Source organism: uncultured Maricaulis sp. (assembly GCF_963975345.1).
Taxonomy (GTDB): Bacteria; Pseudomonadota; Alphaproteobacteria; order Caulobacterales; family Maricaulaceae; genus Maricaulis.
Genome location: NZ_CAXBGE010000005.1, coordinates 155,858 through 173,797, shown reverse-complemented (window position 1 = coordinate 173,797; position 17,940 = coordinate 155,858). Strand labels below are relative to the sequence as shown.

The following is a 17,940-nucleotide window of genomic DNA, read 5'->3' as shown; positions in this document are numbered from 1 at the left end:
CACTTTTGCTGGAAATGCAGGATCCTCAATGGTCGCATTTCCGAACCGCAAAGCCGGTTCCCACTTTTGCTGGAAATGCTCTAGGCGATGCGTCGCGGCAGGATCAGGGCCACCATCCCCAGCGCCACGGCCAGCGCGAGCGCAGCCATTGTCTCGGGCGACATCAGGAAAGCGAAATTCGCCAATAGCCCGTCGGTCGGAATCTGAACCTGGTCGAACACGCCCTCCAGCTGCGAGCCGGCAATCGCCGAACCGATCGAACCGGCACCGCCGAGCATCAGGGCGCGCTTGCGATCAGGATGCGACAGCTGGGCCACAATCTTGGCGGCGAAGGCGTCGGCCTCGGCCTTGTCATTCAAAGGCTCGGCAGCCTCCGTGAAGGCAGCTTTGAGCCGTTGGTCAAAGGCATCGTTCATAGTCATGACGCCATTACCTCCGCTTCCGCAAAATAGGCCTGCAATTTGGCACGGCCGCGATTAACATGCGACTTGATCGTTCCGAGCGGCATGCCGGTCGCCTCGGCGGCTTCCGAATGCGACATGCCGCATGAATAGCACATCACCACGGCCACACGCTCTTCATCCTTCAATGTGGTCAAGGCGCGGTCGAGATCAACCACATTGCCCATATCGCGCGGCGCTTCGCTGTCTTCCATCCCGCTGCCAAAACGTTCCATGGCCCGGTCGGTCGATTTGCGCTTGCGCGCCGATTTGAGAAATTCCGTATAAGCGATCGAGCATAACCAGGATTTGAATGTGCCGGTTCCGAGGAAACTTCCGATCTTCTCGAAGGCCCTGATGAATGTGTCTTGGGCGAGATCATCGGCGAGGGCGTGATTGCGACACATACGATGCAACATGCCTCGCACCACGCCCTGGTGGCGCCGGACCAGCTCTCCGAAGGCGGCGGCGTTCTTCGTCGCCATCACCAGAGCTGTGAGTTCTTCGTCCGACGCCTGCATCGCCCGAGCCCCTAATCAGCGTCTTTTTTCGAACCCATCAGGCCGAACCCGATCAGGACCAGGCCGATAAAGCCTGGGAAGGCGGCAATGCCACCCATGATGCGGACGGCTTCCGCAGCGTCTTCTTCAACGCCTGAAATCGTCCAGCCCAGAACCACAAAGGCAATGGCAACTGCCAGTAGGATGGCGCCGGATTTGAGGTCGCCGCCGCGGTCCTTGTGCGGCATGCCCAGCGAACGCACCAGTTCAGGCGTGAGTTGCTGGCCGGCCCGAATGGCCTCTTCGACTGTGGTCAATGCGGCTTTGCGCTTTTGCGTTCCGCCATTGATCGAGATGAACACAATGGCAACTACCATCGCGAACAAACCCAACGGGACCATGATTTCTACACCCATATCAACCTCCGTAATCGGGCGACACAACGCCGCCACTTATCCATAAGATGCACCCCGGACCGCAATTGGATGCAGACCCGTCAGCCGATAATGGCAACACCGAACAAGTACATGTGAACATTGATGATTATCAGGGCGAGCAAGGCACCCAGCACGATCGCTGTCAAATCGCCGCCCCAGCCCTTGACCACCGGCGGCGGCGTTTCGCGAAAGCAGGCGGAAACGAAAGTGATGCTCGACCAGATGAAGAAGCCGCCAAACAACAGCATCGCCGACAATTCGCCATTGGCAAGAAAATGCGCTCCCGACCAAAGGGCGACCCCGGCCAGCATCGGATGGCGCACGATGCGACGGATATGCCCCGGCGCATAGGCCGAGACCAGCAGGATGAGCGAGAGCGGTACGACCAAAAAGGCCACATGCCGGCTCCACTCCGGTGGCGACCAGATCGTGACCGGTGGATGGGTGATGATCTTGCCATAGATCAACAAGGCCAGACCGAGCAGCGAAAGTGTTGTGTAAATCAGCTTGTAGGGCCGCTCGCCCAGCCCGGCTTTCAGCCGTGTCCGCAATCCGGGAACCAGCTGCATTGAATGCACGCCCAGAAACAATATCAGTCCGGCCACCAGTATCAGCATGATTTTCCCCGCCTGCTTCGCGGCGAGTATAGGTGATTCATTCAGCGGCGACCGGAAAACCTGTGGTCGCGGAAGTGCGCTAAAGCAGTCGCTCAACCCAGCCCGGCATTGGCAGGGTACGGGTGACGAGGAAATGGCCCGCGAAGGCCGCCAAGCCGATAGCGGCCAAGACCAGCACCGCCTCGCCAAGCGCCGCCGAAAGGCCAACCACCAGCGTGAGGATCAATGAGCGCAACAGGAGCAGTATGGCAAACACGACCAGACCGGCCAGTGCAGCCCGCGCCAAAGCGAATTGCAGCCGCCGGCGTGCGACGCGTTCCATGACGGCGGTGCGAAATCCCGGATCGGCAGCGGGCACATCGTCCGCTTCGAAGAAGGTTTTGAGTGGATCAGTGTTCGTCATCACGCACTCCCAATATCTCCACCAGCCGGGCCCGGCCGCGCAAGACATGTGATTTTACCGTACCCAGTGGCATTTCCAAAATCTTCGCCGCATCTCCATGCGACCAGTCGCCGGCCAGGCACAGCGCGATGGCGGCACGCTGGTCGGCCGGCAATTGTGCCAAGGCCTGCTGCATCGCGATATTCAATTCGGTGCCGGGCTGATCATGCTCGGGCCTTTCCGCCTGCCAGTCGGTTTCGCGCCGCCGGGTGCGCGACATCGAGCGCGCCATGCCCTTGGCCTGCCGCCAGGCGATCCCGAACAACCAGGACCGGATCCGATCCGGCTCGTCCAGGGTGCGCAATGCCGTCCAGGCCGCCAAGAAGGTTTCCTGCGCCAGATCGTCGGCATCGGCCTCATGGCCACACACACGCCGCAAAAAACTGCGGACCGCCTGTTGATGGCGGTCCACAATTTTCGCGAAGGCCGTGTCCGAACCTGACCGGGCGGCGCCGACCAGCGCCGCGTCGGTCATTTGGGTCGACATCAATCGTCCTTGCTGCCGCTCTTGAACAAGGCGGAGACCAGGAAGGCGAAGGACAACACGCCCATGATCAAAGCGACAAAGTAGAACTCAGTTCCCGTCTCGCCCAGCAGCCCGGCATAACCGGTATAGGCGAACACACCGCCCAGGCCAGCGAACAATACTACGAGGAAAGCGCGGCCACGTCCGCGATAGCGCCGGTAACCCTCATCGCCAGACCAGTCATGACGTGACGACGCCGGCTCATCGATGCTGGCCAGCAATTCGGCCGGCGGTTCCTTGCCCGCGGCGGCATAAGTCTTGAGCAGGTCGATCTTGGACTGGGTGCGCTTGTAACGCATCATGCTGCCCCAGCCCGCCGAAACGAACCAGAAGAAGGGGAAGAGAAGCCACCAGTAACTCTGAAACAGGTCAGCCATGTTTGATCCTTTCGTACAGAAGCGATCTTGCTTTCATAAACAGGTCGCCGCTGCGGCGCGAGTTGGATGCAGACCGTCTGCAGATTTTTGGGGCGGTTGGACGGCCCTCCCGGACTCAACCTGCGTCGTTGAACACGGCCAGCAGGGCATCCGGTGTCGGGCGGACACGGTAATTATCGGTTTCGTGGGTCCACAGGATCTCACCGCCCGCTGCGACAGCGATCACGGTTGGCAGCACGGTCTCAGAGCGATAGCCCAGCAATTCCATCCCCAGCGGCAGGCTGGCCGGATTATCGATCCCGAGCCGGCGCCCGGCGGCATTTTCAGTGTCGGAGTAGAAGTCCAACCCGTCCGGTTTGCCCTTCGCCAGCGTCGCGGTCTTGCCCACCGATTGCGGCGCGATAAACGCCACGCGGATGCCGCGCTCGACGAAGGGCGCAATCCCCGCCGCCATTTCATTGACCTGCCCCATGCAAAGCGGACACCAATTGCCGCGGATGAAGATCAAAACGGCAGGCGTTTGCGTCAGCTGCGACGAAGGCACGGCGTTGCCGGCGCTGTCGAGCACTTCAAAGGCCGGCAAGACAGTGCCCACCGCAATCGCCGGGCTGGGTTTGCGGCCAAAGCGCGAATACCAGAACACATACAGCAGGAAGCCGACCAACCCCGCCAGTGCCATCCATACCGGGGCCCGCTCGCCGCCCGCGAAATGAAAGTCCCAACCGGCCCACAACAGACCAACCACGCCCAGAGCAATAAACACGGGAAAATTGGCGCTCGTCCGCGCCATACGTCGCGTCAGCATCGCAAATGACAACATCAGCACGATGGGCAGCACGGTGAACAATACGCCAAGATAGGCGGCCCAGTGATCGCCAGCCAGCAGGCCCCGAGCGGCCACGACTGTCAGCACGACGGCGCCGGTCAGATAGAGCATGACATAGATGCGTTTGAGCGTGTTCATGGCGGTCCCTTGTTTGCCTGACCGCATCTCTAACAGGTGCGGTCAGGCAAGGGCACTCACAAGCGGGTTATCCGCCGAACGGGTTGGCCGTCAGATCTGGCAGGTCGACGACAATCTCTCCGCTTGCGACCGGCTCACCGCGCATGAAGCGATGCATGGCGTCGGCGACATCCGGTGAGGTCATGAAAAGATTATGCCCGGCATTGCGCACGAAAATGCGCTGGACGTGGGTGAGGCCAGCAACGGCTGCCGTCTGGCTGTCCGGATAGGTGCGGCCATCGAGCGTGCCGGTAAGCAGGAGAACCGGCGTGTCACCATGCGGCGGCTCGCGGAACTCATCGCCGAGATCAAACCCGTCCCAGGCGCCGCGGATTTGCGGCATCGGGGTATTGAGATAAGCCCCCACCAGGGATGTCGGCACCTCGCGCTCGAATTCGGCGAGCCGGTCATCACCAATCCCCGAGGCGAGATCCATCGCTGTCGGCATCGCACTCAGCGTGATCGGTTCGCCAATCACCCAAAAGCGCTGCAACAGAATGACCGCCAAGTCGGTCCGACCGGCATCGAGCTGGGTGTAGAGCATCAGCAACAAGGCCGCATATTGCGGATCCGAGATCAAGCCGGAGGAAAAGCTCTGCAACTGATAGCGTTGCAGCAGGAAGGGCGCCGTGCCGCCATCTGCCAAGGGGACCTCAAGCAATAAGGGGTTTGCCTCCAGCCGGGCGTTCACCCGCCGCATGGTCGCGGCGATATCGGGATAAAGCGCCTGCGCGGCTGGCTGGGTATCAATCGCCGCCTGCAGGCGCGCGAAATAGAGATCGGTCTGGGCCGGCAGTTTGACCGTCTGGTCGAGACCTTCAGCGCTGGCCATGACGACGCGGTCGAGTTGTTCAGGAATGTCTTTCAGCGCCGCAAGCGCGAGATGGCTGCCATAGGAAATCGCCCAGAGTGACATTCGCTGCGCACCCAGATGCTGCCGCAGCGCTGCCAAGTCCTGCACACTCTCGCGTGTCGTATAGCCGGCGAGGTCGATGCCTTGCTGACGCCAGAACTCGCCGCATTCCTCGGCAGCGCTGAGCTGGGCAGCGGCATATTGCGCATCACTGACCGGTACTGTCTCGGGGATGGTCTGCGAGGAGACGCAACGCGGCAATTCAGTCGAGCCACCGGTTCCGCGCTGATCGAAGGCGATGACATCGCCGTGCTGACGCATTGACTGGAACAGAGGAAACCGCGGTCCCCGGGCCGTGCCGCTGCCCGATCCGCCCGGACCACCGGAAAGGTAGATGATGGGCGAACCGGGATGGTCGCCGGTCGCGGGAAAGCGGATATAGCTGAGAGTGATCATTCGGCTGTGAGGATCGGCGCGGTTTTCCGGGACCTCGAATGTGCCATGAAAGGCGGCAGTGCTGTCGCCGCTCTGGGCGGTGAATTCGATGGTCTCTTCAGCCAGGGCGTTTTGCGCAGCGGCCGGTTGGGGCAGGCTCAGCTGGGACAGGGTCAGCGCGCCCAACGCCGTCGCCAGCATCATGTATTTCCAGGATTGCATGTTTCACTCCATGAAATTGAGCCCCCCGGCTCGCTGTCATCCTGCCGCGCCCGTGCCGCGGCGCACCTGCCGATCTGGCAACGGTCACCTCTGGCCGTTGAACGGCGGGACGTTCGCGCGGGCGCGCGCTAGAATGGCGCCATGACCCCAACCCCCCTGCCCCTGATCCTCGCCCTCTTCCTCTTCACCCTGTCGGCTGGCGCCGCCACGGCGCAGGGGTTTGGCCCGCTGGACGCGACACCGCTGCGCGTCTGCCCGGCAAGCGGCGCGAGCGTTACGATTCCCGACTTCACAGCGCCCGACTGCAGCGATGCCGCCTTGATCGATCTCGACCCACAGGGCCGCGAAATCTGGGTCAGGGCCGAGTTTGACTGGGACGCCTCGCAATGGCCGCAGGACCGGCCGATCGGTCTCTTCATCTCCGGCAAGGCATCGAGCACAGCCTGGCTCAACGGCCATGAACTCGCGTCCAATGGGATGCCGGGCCCGAACCGCATCGCCGAGCAGCCCGGACTGATCGATGCTGTGATCTACGTGCCGCCTGAGCGTCTTGTGCCGGGGCGCAATGAACTGGTTTTGCTGATGTCAGCCCAGCATGGGTTTCTGCACCTCGGCTGGCCGATCCACATGATCGGCTTCGCACGCTACCAGTCGCCGACCGCCTTCATCGCTTCGGCTTATGCGCCCAGCCTGATCACATTCGGCATTTTCCTGCTGGGCTTCATATTTTTCGCGATGATGGCAATCCGTGGCGGCAGTCGCGAAGGAGCGGTTCTGGTCGGGATGATGTCCTTGATTGCCGGTGGCCAATTACTGGCGGAAACCAGTCGCGGCCTGATCGCCTATCCCTATCCGATGCACGATGTCCGGCTGGTGCTGATCGTCGCTTTCACCGCCGCCTTCGGTCTGACGCTGATCGCCTACCTCCTGCACCGGTTTTCCGGCCTCTCCTTGCGGGCACGGCTGCTGCGCCTGCCGGGCATCGCCGTCTTGATGGCCCCCGCCATACTGCTGTCGTCAGGCTTCGACGCCAAAACGCTGTCAATCTTCCTCATCGCAATTTTCGCGGGTCTGGTCTGGTGCGGCATCTGGATTTGGCAGGGCAAGTCGGGCGCACGCACCCATATGGGTGTGCTGGCCGGACTGGCCGTGCTCGCCTTGCTGTTTCCGGACTTGTTCATCGACCGCTATTTCTACCACGCGATTGCGGTCCTCTTGCTCTTCCTGTTTGCCCAACAGGCCATCGCCCTGGTCAATGAGCGCCGCACCCGCCGGATCGAGGCGACCCGCGCCGACCGGCTCGAGATTGCGCTGAGCCGGGCGCAGCAAAAGGCTCATCCGGTCCAGATTGAACTCGTTAGCGCCGGCCGCACCGATTACATCGCCAGCGACCGCATCGCCCAACTCAAGGCGGCCGGCGATTATGTCGAAGTCCATTTCGAGAACGGCCAGACCGCGCTCTATACCGGATCGCTGTCAGGCCTTGAAGCGAGCCTGCCGCCGACCTTCCTGCGCGTCCACCGCTCCCACATCGTCAATACGAGCTTCGTCAGCGCGCTGGAGCGTGATGCCTCCGGCGTCGGACGGCTTATCCTGTCAAACGGGATGGATGTGCCGATCAGCCGGCGGATCCTGCCGAAGGTGAGATCGGCGCTGGCCGGGGCGGGGGAATAGCGCCGAGCGCGACGCCCCCACCCGCCTCAGCCATTGCTGGCCTGAAAGGCGAGGAAGGCGGTGAAGTCTGGTTGCACGCCCATCAGCTCGGCAATGTCATGAATGACCGCACCGCCATTGGCGCCATTGGTGAAAATGATCAAACCAGTCTGCGCCTCCGGGTCGAACAGGCCAACGGTCCGCTCACCCCAATCGGCGCCGCCATGAGTGACGATGCGGGCATCGGCATACTCAAACATGCTCCAGCCCAGCCCGAAGCCGATGTTTTGCGGGCAATGCTCGGCCGGCAGCGGGCAACCATTGGCCATCAGGTTTTCGCGGATCTGCAGGCGTGAGCGCGCCAGATCAGCGTCGATGCCTTCATTATGCATCACCGCGATCATGAAACGGGCATAATCGCCAATCGTCGTATAAACATTGTCGGCCGCAGACCAAGGGTCACTATAAGCGGGCTCGCCCCATTCACCGTCCGGTCCCATCGGCACTGCGACGCGGTTGGCCGCATCATCGGGGCGGACAAAGCCGGTCTCATTCATGCCGATCGGAACAAACACTTCACGTGCGACCAGGGCTGCGAAACCGGTTTCAAAGCGGTTTTCCAGATAATGGCCCAGATAATCATAGCCCTCACCGGAATATCCGGTTGTCGTGCCCGGCTCGGCCTGGAATTCCAGCACATCGTCGGTCTGGTAGCGCCAATTGGGCAGGCCGGTGCGGTGGCTGAGATTGATTTCAGCGGTCAGCAATTCATTCCAGGGATTGGCGGCGATGTCGGGATCAACCCAGTACTCGGCCAGACGGTCATCCAGCCGCATCTGCCCGGCCGACACAAGTCGCAAAACAGTTTCCGCCGTCAGCGGTTTGGTCATCGAGGCGATATTGTAGAGCGTGTCTGGGCCCGCCGGGGTGTCAGGCCCCTGCTGCCCGTAAACGGCCGTCCAGGCCAGCGCCCCGTCCTCGATATAGGCGACGGCGACGCTCGGGACCTCATAGGTCTCCAGCATGCCCGGCGCTGCGGCATCCAGCGCGGCACGGAGTGTGGCAGCGTGTGCCTCACTGACCTCCTGCGCCTGGGAACAGGCCGGTGCCAGAATCAGACCGAAAGACATCACTGCCGTACAAATAATTCGAAACATTGGCTTCATTCCCAAACGGCGCCCAGCGCCAGACATGACCTCTGGATGCTTCCGGACAGGCGATTGGATGCAAACGACAGGCGCGTGGTTGACGTTTCTGGCCCTACCAATGTGGCGGAGGACGGCTTTCCGGGGCGGGGCCTTGCGCTTCGACGGCATGAATGCGGTCGAGAAACTGGTTGAGCCTGGCCTTGATCAGATCAAACTCGGTGCGCTGGTCATTCATGACCTCGCTGAGTTCCTGCAGCATCTGATCCTGGTGTGCGATGTGGGCTTCGAGCGTATCGAGCCGGTCGGTCACGTCGCTTGGTACCTCGTCGGTCATCTCGCCTGTCCGTCGTTGATGGGTGTCTCGGCGCCTGTTTAGGCAAGGCGCACCGACATGACCAGAGGCTTGCGCGTCCGGCGTCAGCGCGAAGCGGGATTATGTTGACGGGGCGATTAACTCTGCCGCCAGGCTCTCCAGCCTGTCCTTGCCGAAATAGAGCTCACCATCAACGACGAAGCTGGGAATGCCGAACACGCCCTGATCGACGGCGGCCTGGGTATTCGCCATCAGCTGTTGCTTGATGTCCCGCGTCTGGATCGCGGCCAGCAGGCGCTCGGTCGGTAGTCCGGCCTCGGTGAGCGTTGCCGCCAACACGTCGGGATCGTCCAGCTTGCGCGGCGCCTCCCACATGAAGTGAAACATGGCCTCGATATAGGGCTCCAGCACACCCTCGCCTTCGGCCGCGACCGCGCCGCGCATCAGGCCCAGCGTATTGACCGGGAAATGCGGATTGAAATTGAAGTGTTTGAGATCATGGCGGGCGATGAAGCGTTCGATCTCCTTGTATTCATAGGCCAGCTTGGCCGGCACACCGGCGAAAGCGATCATCGGCGCCTGATTGCCGGTCGACTTGAATATCCCGCCGAGCAGAACCGGCACATAGCGAAATTTGCGCCCCGTGCGCGCCTCGATGCCCGGCATTATGCGATGCGCGAAATAGGCATTGGGGCTGGCGAAGTCGAAATAGAAGACGGGGTCAGTCGAAGGATCGCTCACCAGTTTTCTCCATAGGGCCGAAGGTCGAGTTCATGCGTCCAGGCATCGCGCGGCTGGCGATGCAGCATCCAATAGGTCTCGGCAATCGAGGCCGGGTCCATCAGCACATCCGGCGGCATGTCGGCCAGAGCCTCCGCGCCCTTCGCTTGGGCGATGCGCTCGCGCACCCAGGCCGTATCCACCCCGGCATCGATGACAAGGTGCGCGACATGCAGGCCCTGCGGCCCCAGCTCGCGCGCCATGGACTGTGCCAGCGAGCGCAACCCGGCCTTGGCGGCCCCGAAGGCGGCATAGCCCTTGCCGCCGCGCAGCGATGCTGTGGCACCGGTAAAGAAGATAGACCCCGCCCCGCGCGGCAACATGCGCCGCGCCGCCTCACGCCCGGTCAGGAAGCCGGCCTTGCAGGCCATATCCCACACCTTGGAGAAGACCCGCTCCGAGGTCTCCAGCAGCGGGAATTGCACATTGGCGCCGACATTGAAGATCACCGCCTCGAGCGGCGCCGAGGCCTCGGCAGCATCGAGGAAAGCGATCACGGAGGCCTCGTCGCGTGCGTCAAGGGAATGGCCGGTGAAGCGCCCGCCGGCCGCCTCGATCTCTTGCCGCAGCGGTTCCAGCTTCTCGCCGCCGCGCCGCCCGCCATGGACGTGATAGCCCTCAGCCGCAAAGCGGCGGGCAATCGCGGCACCGATGAAATCGCCGGCGCCGACAATGGCGATGCTGGCATTGCGCTGGGTCATGCTGGGCTCTCTGTCTGTTCACCGCCTGGACGTAAAGCCTATCGCAAACCGCAGCCCAACAAAGTGGCCATGCGAATTCGTCGTGCTGAGCCCCAGACCCGAAAAACTATCGCAAATTCCGCGTGGCGCAAAAGCTATACTACGCCTCGAACACAACACTCTACTCAGGTTTTGGGGAGATCAAATTGACCGTCGGGAATGCTAATCTATCGAGCATATCTGGATCTGGCGGTATCGCCGAACTCGTTACTCGAGCGCGCGCTTCAAAAAGCAAATGAGCATACCCTTCGAGGTGCAGCAGACTTAGGCGATCCGTTTGCCCACTGTTGGCGGACAAGCCCATGACTCGAACCAAGATCTGGTCCCGAACAACGCCAGCCAAATCCTCAAGCACATCTCCAATTTCACACCCTAGCCGACTCTCGATCACTTCGAGATTGTCGCCATGAGCAAGCATATTGCGAAGTTTGAAGATTCGAGCACGACGAGCATCGTCCTTCAGTTCCAAGTATTGAAATAAAATGGTATCAATTTTTTGACGGGGGAACGGCTTGTGACTGGGATACGTCTCGCATGTCTCGCAATAGAGTGACGATCCACATTTTTGACAAACATCATTCTTTTCTGGCAGGTCGTCCTTGGAGACTATCGTCTCTAGGGCATAGAAAAATAACTGGTATTTGTCCCGAGCGCGCGAAGCTGCAACACCACTAGAAAACCATTCGATCGCTTGCTCAAGATAAGTCCCAACCGTGCTTTCTCTTATTTCCTGAGCCGTCTCGAGGATTGGTTGTGTTAGCGCTTGAATAGGAAACTCGTGTCCAGGCTCCGTCGCAAAAACGTCGAATTCTCGATCAAAATTGCCGTCCGACCAGTCGATCAAGCGTAGCGGGCGTTCCAGTTGAAACTTTAGGCACGTAGCAAATGCGAGGGCATCAAGAAACTTTCCAAGCTCTCGCACCCCCAGGGTTGAAGCCGGTTCAAACCCCTCAGCCTCGAACACGAACAAACAAATCATCGTCGACCGACCGGTCCCCTGGCGAACTTGATCGTTGGAAAGCCGAAACTTTATGTTTCCAGACGAGTCGACAATTTGCACATTCGAGACGCCGTTTGGCAGCAGGCAATTAGAGACTAATCGGCTCTCCAGAAGAAATCGCATCCCCTACTCCCACTCAATCGTCCCCGGCGGCTTCGAGGTCACATCATAAACCACGCGATTGATGCCGCGGCATTCATTGATGATGCGGGTGGCGACACGCCCGAGGAAATCGTGTTCGAAGGGGTAGTAATCGGCTGTCATGCCGTCGACCGAGGTGACGGCGCGCAGGGCGAGGACGGCGTCATAGGTGCGTTCATCGCCCATCACGCCGACGGTGTTGACCGGCAGCAGGACGGAGAAGGCCTGCCAGATCTTGTCATAGAGGCCGGCCTTCTTGATCTCGTCGATATAGATCGCATCGGCCTTGCGCAGGATATCGGCCTTCTCCTTGGAGACGGCGCCGGGAATGCGGATGCCCAAGCCCGGTCCCGGGAAGGGATGGCGGCGGACGAAAGCTTCCGGCAGGCCGAGCTCGCGGCCAAGCGCACGGACTTCGTCCTTGAAGAGCTCGCGCAAGGGCTCAACCAATTGCATCTTCATGCGGGCCGGCAGACCGCCGACATTATGGTGCGATTTGATGGTGACCGAGGGGCCGCCATCAAAGCTGACGCTTTCGATCACGTCGGGATAGAGCGTGCCTTGGGCGAGGAAATCGGCGCCGCCGGCCTCCTTCGCCTTCTCGTCAAACACGTCGATGAAGAGGCCGCCAATAATCTTGCGCTTCTTCTCCGGATCTTCGACGCCCTTCAGCGCGGTGAGGAAGAGATCCTCGGCTTGGGCGTGGACGAGCGGGATATTGTAATGCTCGCGGAACAGATCGACGACCTCATCGGCCTCGCCCAACCGCATCAGACCCGTATCGACGAAGACGCAGACCAGCTGGTCGCCGATGGCTTCGTGCAGCAGCACGGCGGCCACGGAGCTGTCGACGCCGCCGGAGAGGCCACACAGCACGCGCTTGTCGCCGACCTGGGCGCGGATCTTGGCGATGGCTTCGTCCTTGAAGCTCGCCATCGACCAGTCGCCACGTAAGCCGGCGATGAAATGGGTGAAGTTCTTGAGCAAAAGCGCCCCGCGCGGCGTGTGCACGACTTCGGGGTGAAATTGCACCGCATAAAATTTGCGCGCCTCGTCGGCAATCGCCGCATAAGGCGCATTGCCCGAAGTCGCGATGACTTCGAACCCCTCCGGCAGGGCCGCGACGCGGTCGCCATGGCTCATCCAGACGCGCTCTTCATGACCGATAGGGCCAAAGCCGGCAAACAGCGGACTGTCGGCAACGATCTTGATATCGGCACGGCCAAATTCACGCTCCTCCGACGCCTCGACCCGGCCGCCGAGCTGGGCGCACATGGTTTGCTCGCCATAGCAAATCCCCAGCACCGGGACGCCGCGCGTGAAGACCGATGGATCGGCTTTGGGCGAATTATCCCAATGGGTCGAATGCGGCGAGCCCGACAGGATGATCGCCTTGGGGTCATAGCTGTCGATAAAGGCCTTGTCGGCGCGGTTATAGGGATGGACTTCGCAGAACACACCGCTCTCGCGCAAACGCCGTGCGATCAGCTGGGTGACCTGGCTGCCAAAGTCGATGATGAGGGCTTTTTCGTGTTGATCAGTCATGCGCTCACATTCCCGCAGGCGCGGGCTTTCCGGGGACGAAAATGGGGGTTATGGCCGAGCTCGATATCAGCATGGCGCGGGATAGCGCGAGTCAGCCGCGATGGCCAGCAAGGATTCCGGTTTCCGCGACGGTGCCGACCAGACCAGCCGCCTTTCGCCGCCGCAATCCAGGCGGAAGCGGGGCGGGAATGAGGCGAAAAGGGGGCGATGGAGGGGGATCGTTAACCCGCTAGTCCCGCCCCCTCATAATTTTGTCATCTATCTGTAATCAATTGACGTTCCGTAATGTTCCGGTAAGCGAACGCTCACCTGATCCCGTGCATGATTCCCCTAGCGGGAGACATCGGACATGCAAGAAATCATCGCCCAAGCTCCGATCTTTATCGGCGGAGCGCCCCGTTCGGGCACGACGCTGTTGCGCGCCATCGTCAACACGTCGAAAGGTATTGTCTGTGGCCCGGAATCCCGCATCGTTCCGGCACTCTGCGCCCTCTCCTCCCAGGTCGAGCAGATGCATATGCCACTGCTCGAACGCCAATACGGACTCAATGTCGACGCGCTGCATCGCAAATTTGCCGCCAGCATTAATGGCTTCCTCGCACCGCTACAGGCGCAGACCGGCCGCCGAATCGCCGAGAAAACACCGGCGAATGTGCTGCATTTCAGCCAGCTGCGCCGCCTCTTCCCGGACAGCCCGCTGATCGGCATCGTTCGCGATGGCCGTGATGTCGTCGCTTCACTGCTTTCGATGGACTGGACCGACGCAAAGACCGGTCAACCACTCGCGATCACCCGGGACGTGGCCGCCGCGAGCCGGCTCTGGGTTGCCAGCGTCGAGGCGGGAGCCGCGATGCGCGCAGACGGCAATTATTTCGAGCTGCGCTATGAAGCGCTGGTAAGCCATCCGCGCGACATGATCGCCGGGCTGTTCAGCTTCCTGGGCGAGGATGCGCAGGCCGTTGAGGCCGCGCTCCACCATGCCGAGAGCTTCAATGCCGACGCCGGCAGCCATGAATCGAGTGCTGCCCGCGTCGCCCAACCGATTGACACCAGCGCCATCGAACGCTGGAGGCGCGATCTGAACGCGAAACAGGTCTGCGAGATTGAAGCGATTGCCGGGCCCACCCTCGCCGGACTGGGCTATGTCTGAGACCGCAAGCGGCGCGGGCTTCGCCTTCCTCGGCGGCTGCCCACGATCCGGTCTGACCCTGATGCGCCGCCTGCTCACCGGTCATTCACGCATCCATTGTGGCGCGGATACCGGTTTGCCCGTTGCCATCGCGATGCAGTGGGAGAATTTCACCACCCAACTGGGCGATCTGCACCGTCAGGATTTCGGGCTTGAGGCCGAACAGGTGCGCATCAATATGGCCGAGCTCCTGACCGGGCTGATCGGTGCGCCGGCCGAGGCCGACCCCGATCTCGTCGTGGTCGAAAAGACCAGCCTCAACATCCTCGCCTTTGAGCGCCTTGGCCGCCTCCTGCCGCAAGCGCGCTTCGTCCATATCGTCCGCGATGGCCGCGATGTCGCCGCCTCGCTGTTGCAACGCGACTGGCGCGGCCCCGACGGGCAGCGCTTCGCCCATGTCAGCGATCCGGCAGCGGCGCTGAAATACTGGTCTGATCTGACCGGGATCGGCCTGCAGGCGGAAGCCGCGCTCGGCCCGCGGCGCGTCCTGCGTTTGCGCTATGAGGATATCGTCAAAAAACCCAAGCGCAGCATGACCGCGCTGCTGCGCTTCCTCGGACTGGAGTATGAGGTAGCGACGCTCAATTATACCGGCCGCCCGATTGAACTCGTCGGCGTCGGACGCGACAGCCTGCCCTTGCTCGATGCCCCACTCACCACGGCGCGGATCGGCGGCGGACGGGCGCTAGGCGAACTGGCGGACGAGGTGGTGCAAGAACGCTTGCGGGCGCTGGGCTATGCGGCAGCGGCAGCGCCCGCGCGCGCCAGGCGATAGGGCGAGGCCCTCAGGCGAGCTGTCCCGACTTGTCGAGCAAACCAGCCGCATCGAGATCACGATGCAACGCCCAGGGCGCGAGATCGAACCCGTTTGGCCAAGTCGGCGCTCCGGCTTCCAGGAATACGCGCGCAAAATAGGCTTGATCGCGCAACGGCTGCACCATCTCACCCGCACGCTTCACCAGAGCCGACAGATCAGCCGTGCCGCAGCTGCCGTCGGAGAAGACCAGCTTGAGCCGGTGGTCGGCCAGCGCTTTGATTGAAGCGATCTTGATCATGGCTCATTCATCCTCAAGGCCCGGGATACGCTCGAGGGGTTGCAATTGTTCCGCCCGGTTCCAGTTGGAAAATATATCCGGTTTTCGAAGCATGATCCACTCAGCGACCAAACGCCGGACGCGCGATGGCAAATGCCCGTAGATGATCTTGCCGGTATCGATCCGAACCAGGGCCTCATAGCCCTGATAGGCGACATGGATATGAGGCGGCGGATGGTCGCCGAAATACATCCGGATCGTGATGCCGAGAAAGGTGGAAATGATGGGCATGGCCGGAGGAGCTTACAAAAAGCGACACCTTCAGGCCGTGCCCAAGATCACGAGGGCGAAGCCCCCCTACCCCACCCGTTCCAGCACACAGATATAAAACCCGTCCGTGTCGGTACGGGCCGGTGAGAGCTGAAGCGCGCCATGAGCACCTTCGCATTTCTCGAGGATCTCCTCGGCGCCCTTGGCGAGGCCGCCGGAGGCGCGCATCGCCTTGATCGCAGGCACAGGTTTGAAGTTCTCGTGCCCGGCGAGGAAGGCGGTGATGCGGTCCTCGTTTTCTTCCGGCAGGACGGAACAAGTGACATAGACCAGTCGGCCACCCTGTTTGACGTAGCGGGAGCCGCGCTCCAGCACGGTGTCCTGCTCGCCCATGCGGGTTTCCAAAGCGCGTTCGCGCAGACGCCATTTGGCGTCGGGACGGCGGCGCCAGGTGCCGGTACCGGTACAGGGCGCGTCGCAGAAGACGACATCCATCTTCGATGTGAGATCGCCGAGGCATTTGTCTTCCTCGGCATCATGGACCTGGACGTTATGGGCACCGGCGCGCTTCAAGCGCGGCCAAATGGCGCGCAGGCGGCGCCAGTCATTATCCCAAGCGTGGATCTGGCCGGTATTGTTGAGCAAGGCCGACAGCGCCAGCGTCTTGCCGCCAGCACCGGCGCAATAATCGAGCATTTGCATGCCTTCGCGGCCACCGGACGCGAGGGCGGCGAGTTGCGAGCCGATATCCTGGACCTCGACCCAGCCCTTGCCATAGGCAGGAATGCTTTCGGCGGCGGCAGACTTGCCACGCGGATCGCGCTGCGGAATGCGGATCGCCATGGCGGCGAGCTCGGAGGCTTCGGCGGTTTTCAGCTTGGAACTGACTTCCTTGAACGCCTTGTCAAATCCGACCTGGACTTCATTGACACGCAGATCGACCGGTGCGCGCGAGCACAGTTCATGCGCCTCCTGCTCAGCCATCTCGCCAAAGGCACGCTGGAAGCTGGGCTCCAGCCATTCAGGGAAATCGCCACGGATATAAAGCGGCGCATCGGAGATATCGCGTTCCAGCCCGCTGCGCTCGGCATTGGTCAGGGTTTCGGGCGCGTGCGGATCGCCCTCCATCATCGCGTCAATTTCCTCGACCGAGACGCCCCAGACGCGGGCGACGGTGCCGAAGGCGAGCGCGCGGGCGCTGTCATCCTGCATCGCATGGCCGACCGAGGATTGGTGACGCAGGGAATCGAGCACCAGGCCGGTAATCCAGGCGCGGTCGCCGGAACCGGCATAGCGATTGGCCTTGCCCCAGTCGCGCACGGCGTCTTTGACCGGCGTGTGCTGGCGCAATTGATTGTCGAGGATTTCAATCGCTGCGGCGATCTTGGCTGCATCTCTCATTTTGGCTGGGCTCCGCCATAGGTGGTGGCGAGCTGGTGGCAGATCGCTTTCGGGTCGGTCAGGAAACGGCGATCATTCGCGGTCTCCACCTGGGTATGGGCATTGGTGTCGGCGGACAGGATCAGGGTCGGCGCATTCTGGTGCGCCTCGCCGAGCAGGGCGATGATTTCCGGACGCGGCCGGGGATAGTCGATCCGCACGATGGTGATCGCCTCGCGCCAATGCGGATTGACCAGCAAGGCGCCTTCCATCAGGCAGCAATCGGCGCACAGCCAGGGGCCGCCCGCCGCGTCATCCCAAGCGCCTGTGAGCAGGAAGAGCACATCCTTGCCGGTCTCGAGGGGCGGTTGGTCCTGCATCATCGCGTCATCAATTCCAGTGCAAATACGACCCAATAGCCCAGCAATACCAGAAGTCCGGCAGCAAAGGCCATGAAACGCGAACGCAAATGATTGCTGGTGACATGGATCAGCGCGTGCAGCAGGCGCAGCCCGACATAGGCCCAGGCGAGCACGACGAGCAGAACACTGGTCGCGCCAGCGATCAGGGCAAAGGCGATGCCGGCATAGAAAAGCAGCGGCGAAGCGAGCTGGTTTTCATAGGCATTCGAGACCTGTTGCACCCGCACCGGCCAAGCGCGCTGGCCGAGCACGATATCGGCCGGCTTGACCTTTCCGGAGGTGGTGGCGCGATAGCGCATTGCGCCCATGGTGAAGACGAGCACAAAGGTCAAAGCAACCTGGACGAAGACCGGAATGAGCAGCGCAGAATTCATCACGAATATCCTTGTTCAAACGAGGGTGTGAGCCAAGGCTGCGAGCCCTGTCCCGGTCAATCGACAAACGCGCAGACAGGCCATACGCGCCCGTCGCTT

Annotated in this window: 23 protein-coding genes; 3 read left to right on the top strand and 20 right to left on the bottom strand. The window is 61.6% G+C overall.

Annotated features, from left to right (window positions below; translation table 11 throughout):
* Positions 1 to 80: 80 nt before the first annotated feature.
* From AAC029_RS07235 to AAC029_RS07195, 9 genes are all read right to left on the bottom strand, one after another.
* Positions 81 to 422: a hypothetical protein gene (locus tag AAC029_RS07235; RefSeq protein WP_339745724.1), complete on the bottom strand. Its 342-nt coding sequence runs from the start codon at positions 420 to 422 to the stop codon at positions 81 to 83.
* Entirely contained in the window at positions 419 to 961 is a 543-nt protein-coding gene (locus AAC029_RS07230) for a sigma-70 family RNA polymerase sigma factor (RefSeq protein WP_339745721.1), read from the bottom strand. Before AAC029_RS07230 ends, AAC029_RS07235 begins: the two co-directional genes overlap by 4 nt.
* Positions 962 to 972: 11 nt before the next feature.
* The gene (locus AAC029_RS07225) at positions 973 to 1,356 is read right to left on the bottom strand and encodes a DUF6249 domain-containing protein (RefSeq protein ID WP_339745718.1); all 384 of its coding nucleotides are present in this window, start codon (positions 1,354 to 1,356) and stop codon (positions 973 to 975) included.
* A gap of 80 nt (positions 1,357 to 1,436) precedes the next feature.
* Positions 1,437 to 1,994: an NnrU family protein gene (locus tag AAC029_RS07220; protein WP_339745715.1), complete on the bottom strand. Its 558-nt coding sequence runs from the start codon at positions 1,992 to 1,994 to the stop codon at positions 1,437 to 1,439.
* Between the two features lie 79 nt (positions 1,995 to 2,073).
* Positions 2,074 to 2,397 (bottom strand): hypothetical protein, encoded by a 324-nt coding sequence (locus tag AAC029_RS07215; RefSeq protein WP_339745712.1) that lies wholly within the window; start codon positions 2,395 to 2,397, stop codon positions 2,074 to 2,076.
* A complete protein-coding gene (locus tag AAC029_RS07210; protein ID WP_339745710.1) occupies positions 2,384 to 2,923 on the bottom strand; it encodes an RNA polymerase sigma factor in 540 nt (179 codons plus the stop codon). The genes AAC029_RS07215 and AAC029_RS07210 overlap by 14 nt, the downstream gene beginning before the upstream one ends.
* Positions 2,923 to 3,339: a hypothetical protein gene (locus tag AAC029_RS07205; RefSeq protein ID WP_339745707.1), complete on the bottom strand. Its 417-nt coding sequence runs from the start codon at positions 3,337 to 3,339 to the stop codon at positions 2,923 to 2,925. Before AAC029_RS07205 ends, AAC029_RS07210 begins: the two co-directional genes overlap by 1 nt.
* A gap of 115 nt (positions 3,340 to 3,454) precedes the next feature.
* The gene (locus AAC029_RS07200; protein ID WP_339745704.1) at positions 3,455 to 4,303 is read right to left on the bottom strand and encodes a redoxin domain-containing protein; all 849 of its coding nucleotides are present in this window, start codon (positions 4,301 to 4,303) and stop codon (positions 3,455 to 3,457) included.
* Between the two features lie 67 nt (positions 4,304 to 4,370).
* Entirely contained in the window at positions 4,371 to 5,852 is a 1,482-nt protein-coding gene (locus tag AAC029_RS07195) for an alpha/beta fold hydrolase (RefSeq protein WP_339745702.1), read from the bottom strand.
* Between the two features lie 141 nt (positions 5,853 to 5,993).
* Between AAC029_RS07195 and AAC029_RS07190 the strand changes: the two genes are divergently transcribed.
* Positions 5,994 to 7,526 carry a LytTR family DNA-binding domain-containing protein gene (locus AAC029_RS07190; RefSeq protein ID WP_339745699.1) on the top strand — a complete coding sequence of 511 codons (1,533 nt, stop codon included), beginning with the start codon at positions 5,994 to 5,996 and terminating at the stop codon, positions 7,524 to 7,526.
* A gap of 26 nt (positions 7,527 to 7,552) precedes the next feature.
* On the opposite strand, the gene AAC029_RS07185 is transcribed toward AAC029_RS07190, so the two are convergent.
* The 6 genes from AAC029_RS07185 to guaA all read right to left on the bottom strand — a co-directional run bounded on the left by AAC029_RS07185 (position 7,553) and on the right by guaA (position 13,172).
* On the bottom strand, positions 7,553 to 8,662 hold the full coding sequence (locus AAC029_RS07185; protein WP_339745696.1) for a serine hydrolase domain-containing protein: 1,110 nt from the start codon (positions 8,660 to 8,662) through the stop codon (positions 7,553 to 7,555).
* A 103-nt stretch (positions 8,663 to 8,765) separates the two neighbouring features.
* Positions 8,766 to 8,987, bottom strand: coding sequence for a SlyX family protein (locus AAC029_RS07180; protein WP_339745693.1), 222 nt, complete (start codon positions 8,985 to 8,987; stop codon positions 8,766 to 8,768).
* 99 nt (positions 8,988 to 9,086) lie between these two features.
* Positions 9,087 to 9,707 (bottom strand): 2-hydroxychromene-2-carboxylate isomerase, encoded by a 621-nt coding sequence (locus AAC029_RS07175; protein WP_339745690.1) that lies wholly within the window; start codon positions 9,705 to 9,707, stop codon positions 9,087 to 9,089.
* The gene (locus AAC029_RS07170) at positions 9,704 to 10,447 is read right to left on the bottom strand and encodes an SDR family NAD(P)-dependent oxidoreductase (RefSeq protein ID WP_339745687.1); all 744 of its coding nucleotides are present in this window, start codon (positions 10,445 to 10,447) and stop codon (positions 9,704 to 9,706) included. The genes AAC029_RS07175 and AAC029_RS07170 overlap by 4 nt, the downstream gene beginning before the upstream one ends.
* Positions 10,448 to 10,607: 160 nt before the next feature.
* A complete protein-coding gene (locus tag AAC029_RS07165; RefSeq protein WP_339745683.1) occupies positions 10,608 to 11,609 on the bottom strand; it encodes a hypothetical protein in 1,002 nt (333 codons plus the stop codon).
* 3 nt (positions 11,610 to 11,612) lie between these two features.
* A complete protein-coding gene (gene guaA / locus AAC029_RS07160) occupies positions 11,613 to 13,172 on the bottom strand; it encodes a glutamine-hydrolyzing GMP synthase (protein ID WP_339745680.1) in 1,560 nt (519 codons plus the stop codon).
* 349 nt (positions 13,173 to 13,521) lie between these two features.
* Here guaA and AAC029_RS07155 point away from each other — a divergent pair, with 349 nt between their 5' ends.
* Together AAC029_RS07155 and AAC029_RS07150 are read left to right on the top strand one after the other, a co-directional pair.
* A complete protein-coding gene (locus AAC029_RS07155; protein WP_339745677.1) occupies positions 13,522 to 14,322 on the top strand; it encodes a sulfotransferase in 801 nt (266 codons plus the stop codon).
* Positions 14,315 to 15,136, top strand: coding sequence for a sulfotransferase (locus AAC029_RS07150; protein ID WP_339745674.1), 822 nt, complete (start codon positions 14,315 to 14,317; stop codon positions 15,134 to 15,136). Before AAC029_RS07155 ends, AAC029_RS07150 begins: the two co-directional genes overlap by 8 nt.
* A gap of 10 nt (positions 15,137 to 15,146) precedes the next feature.
* Here AAC029_RS07150 and AAC029_RS07145 read toward each other — a convergent pair whose 3' ends face one another.
* The 5 genes from AAC029_RS07145 to AAC029_RS07125 all read right to left on the bottom strand — a co-directional run bounded on the left by AAC029_RS07145 (position 15,147) and on the right by AAC029_RS07125 (position 17,841).
* Entirely contained in the window at positions 15,147 to 15,416 is a 270-nt protein-coding gene (locus AAC029_RS07145; RefSeq protein ID WP_339745671.1) for a DUF2442 domain-containing protein, read from the bottom strand.
* Between the two features lie 3 nt (positions 15,417 to 15,419).
* Complete coding sequence (locus tag AAC029_RS07140; protein ID WP_339745669.1) at positions 15,420 to 15,686, bottom strand: DUF4160 domain-containing protein; 267 nt, start codon at positions 15,684 to 15,686, stop codon at positions 15,420 to 15,422.
* A gap of 66 nt (positions 15,687 to 15,752) precedes the next feature.
* A complete protein-coding gene (locus AAC029_RS07135; protein WP_339745667.1) occupies positions 15,753 to 17,066 on the bottom strand; it encodes an RsmB/NOP family class I SAM-dependent RNA methyltransferase in 1,314 nt (437 codons plus the stop codon).
* The gene (locus AAC029_RS07130) at positions 17,063 to 17,428 is read right to left on the bottom strand and encodes a DUF3088 domain-containing protein (RefSeq protein WP_339745665.1); all 366 of its coding nucleotides are present in this window, start codon (positions 17,426 to 17,428) and stop codon (positions 17,063 to 17,065) included. Before AAC029_RS07130 ends, AAC029_RS07135 begins: the two co-directional genes overlap by 4 nt.
* Positions 17,425 to 17,841 (bottom strand): MAPEG family protein, encoded by a 417-nt coding sequence (locus AAC029_RS07125; RefSeq protein ID WP_339745663.1) that lies wholly within the window; start codon positions 17,839 to 17,841, stop codon positions 17,425 to 17,427. The genes AAC029_RS07130 and AAC029_RS07125 overlap by 4 nt, the downstream gene beginning before the upstream one ends.
* Positions 17,842 to 17,940: the final 99 nt, after the last annotated feature.

Excerpts from the sequence above, each read along its gene's own strand:
- AAC029_RS07155 (WP_339745677.1), top strand. The coding sequence starts at position 13,522 with ATGCAAGAAATCATCGCCCAAGCTCCGATCTTTATCGGCGGAGCGCCC.
- AAC029_RS07165 (WP_339745683.1), bottom strand. The coding sequence starts at position 11,609 with ATGCGATTTCTTCTGGAGAGCCGATTAGTCTCTAATTGCCTGCTGCCA.
- AAC029_RS07150 (WP_339745674.1), top strand. The coding sequence starts at position 14,315 with ATGTCTGAGACCGCAAGCGGCGCGGGCTTCGCCTTCCTCGGCGGCTGC.
- guaA (WP_339745680.1), bottom strand. The coding sequence starts at position 13,172 with ATGACTGATCAACACGAAAAAGCCCTCATCATCGACTTTGGCAGCCAG.
- AAC029_RS07190 (WP_339745699.1), top strand. The coding sequence starts at position 5,994 with ATGACCCCAACCCCCCTGCCCCTGATCCTCGCCCTCTTCCTCTTCACC.
- AAC029_RS07235 (WP_339745724.1), bottom strand. The coding sequence starts at position 422 with ATGACTATGAACGATGCCTTTGACCAACGGCTCAAAGCTGCCTTCACG.
- AAC029_RS07125 (WP_339745663.1), bottom strand. The coding sequence starts at position 17,841 with ATGAATTCTGCGCTGCTCATTCCGGTCTTCGTCCAGGTTGCTTTGACC.
- AAC029_RS07195 (WP_339745702.1), bottom strand. The coding sequence starts at position 5,852 with ATGCAATCCTGGAAATACATGATGCTGGCGACGGCGTTGGGCGCGCTG.
- AAC029_RS07130 (WP_339745665.1), bottom strand. The coding sequence starts at position 17,428 with ATGATGCAGGACCAACCGCCCCTCGAGACCGGCAAGGATGTGCTCTTC.
- AAC029_RS07185 (WP_339745696.1), bottom strand. The coding sequence starts at position 8,662 with ATGTTTCGAATTATTTGTACGGCAGTGATGTCTTTCGGTCTGATTCTG.
- AAC029_RS07215 (WP_339745712.1), bottom strand. The coding sequence starts at position 2,397 with ATGACGAACACTGATCCACTCAAAACCTTCTTCGAAGCGGACGATGTG.
- AAC029_RS07170 (WP_339745687.1), bottom strand. The coding sequence starts at position 10,447 with ATGACCCAGCGCAATGCCAGCATCGCCATTGTCGGCGCCGGCGATTTC.
- AAC029_RS07210 (WP_339745710.1), bottom strand. The coding sequence starts at position 2,923 with ATGTCGACCCAAATGACCGACGCGGCGCTGGTCGGCGCCGCCCGGTCA.
- AAC029_RS07180 (WP_339745693.1), bottom strand. The coding sequence starts at position 8,987 with ATGACCGACGAGGTACCAAGCGACGTGACCGACCGGCTCGATACGCTC.
- AAC029_RS07135 (WP_339745667.1), bottom strand. The coding sequence starts at position 17,066 with ATGAGAGATGCAGCCAAGATCGCCGCAGCGATTGAAATCCTCGACAAT.
- AAC029_RS07225 (WP_339745718.1), bottom strand. The coding sequence starts at position 1,356 with ATGGGTGTAGAAATCATGGTCCCGTTGGGTTTGTTCGCGATGGTAGTT.
- AAC029_RS07220 (WP_339745715.1), bottom strand. The coding sequence starts at position 1,994 with ATGCTGATACTGGTGGCCGGACTGATATTGTTTCTGGGCGTGCATTCA.
- AAC029_RS07230 (WP_339745721.1), bottom strand. The coding sequence starts at position 961 with ATGCAGGCGTCGGACGAAGAACTCACAGCTCTGGTGATGGCGACGAAG.
- AAC029_RS07145 (WP_339745671.1), bottom strand. The coding sequence starts at position 15,416 with ATGATCAAGATCGCTTCAATCAAAGCGCTGGCCGACCACCGGCTCAAG.
- AAC029_RS07140 (WP_339745669.1), bottom strand. The coding sequence starts at position 15,686 with ATGCCCATCATTTCCACCTTTCTCGGCATCACGATCCGGATGTATTTC.
- AAC029_RS07205 (WP_339745707.1), bottom strand. The coding sequence starts at position 3,339 with ATGGCTGACCTGTTTCAGAGTTACTGGTGGCTTCTCTTCCCCTTCTTC.
- AAC029_RS07200 (WP_339745704.1), bottom strand. The coding sequence starts at position 4,303 with ATGAACACGCTCAAACGCATCTATGTCATGCTCTATCTGACCGGCGCC.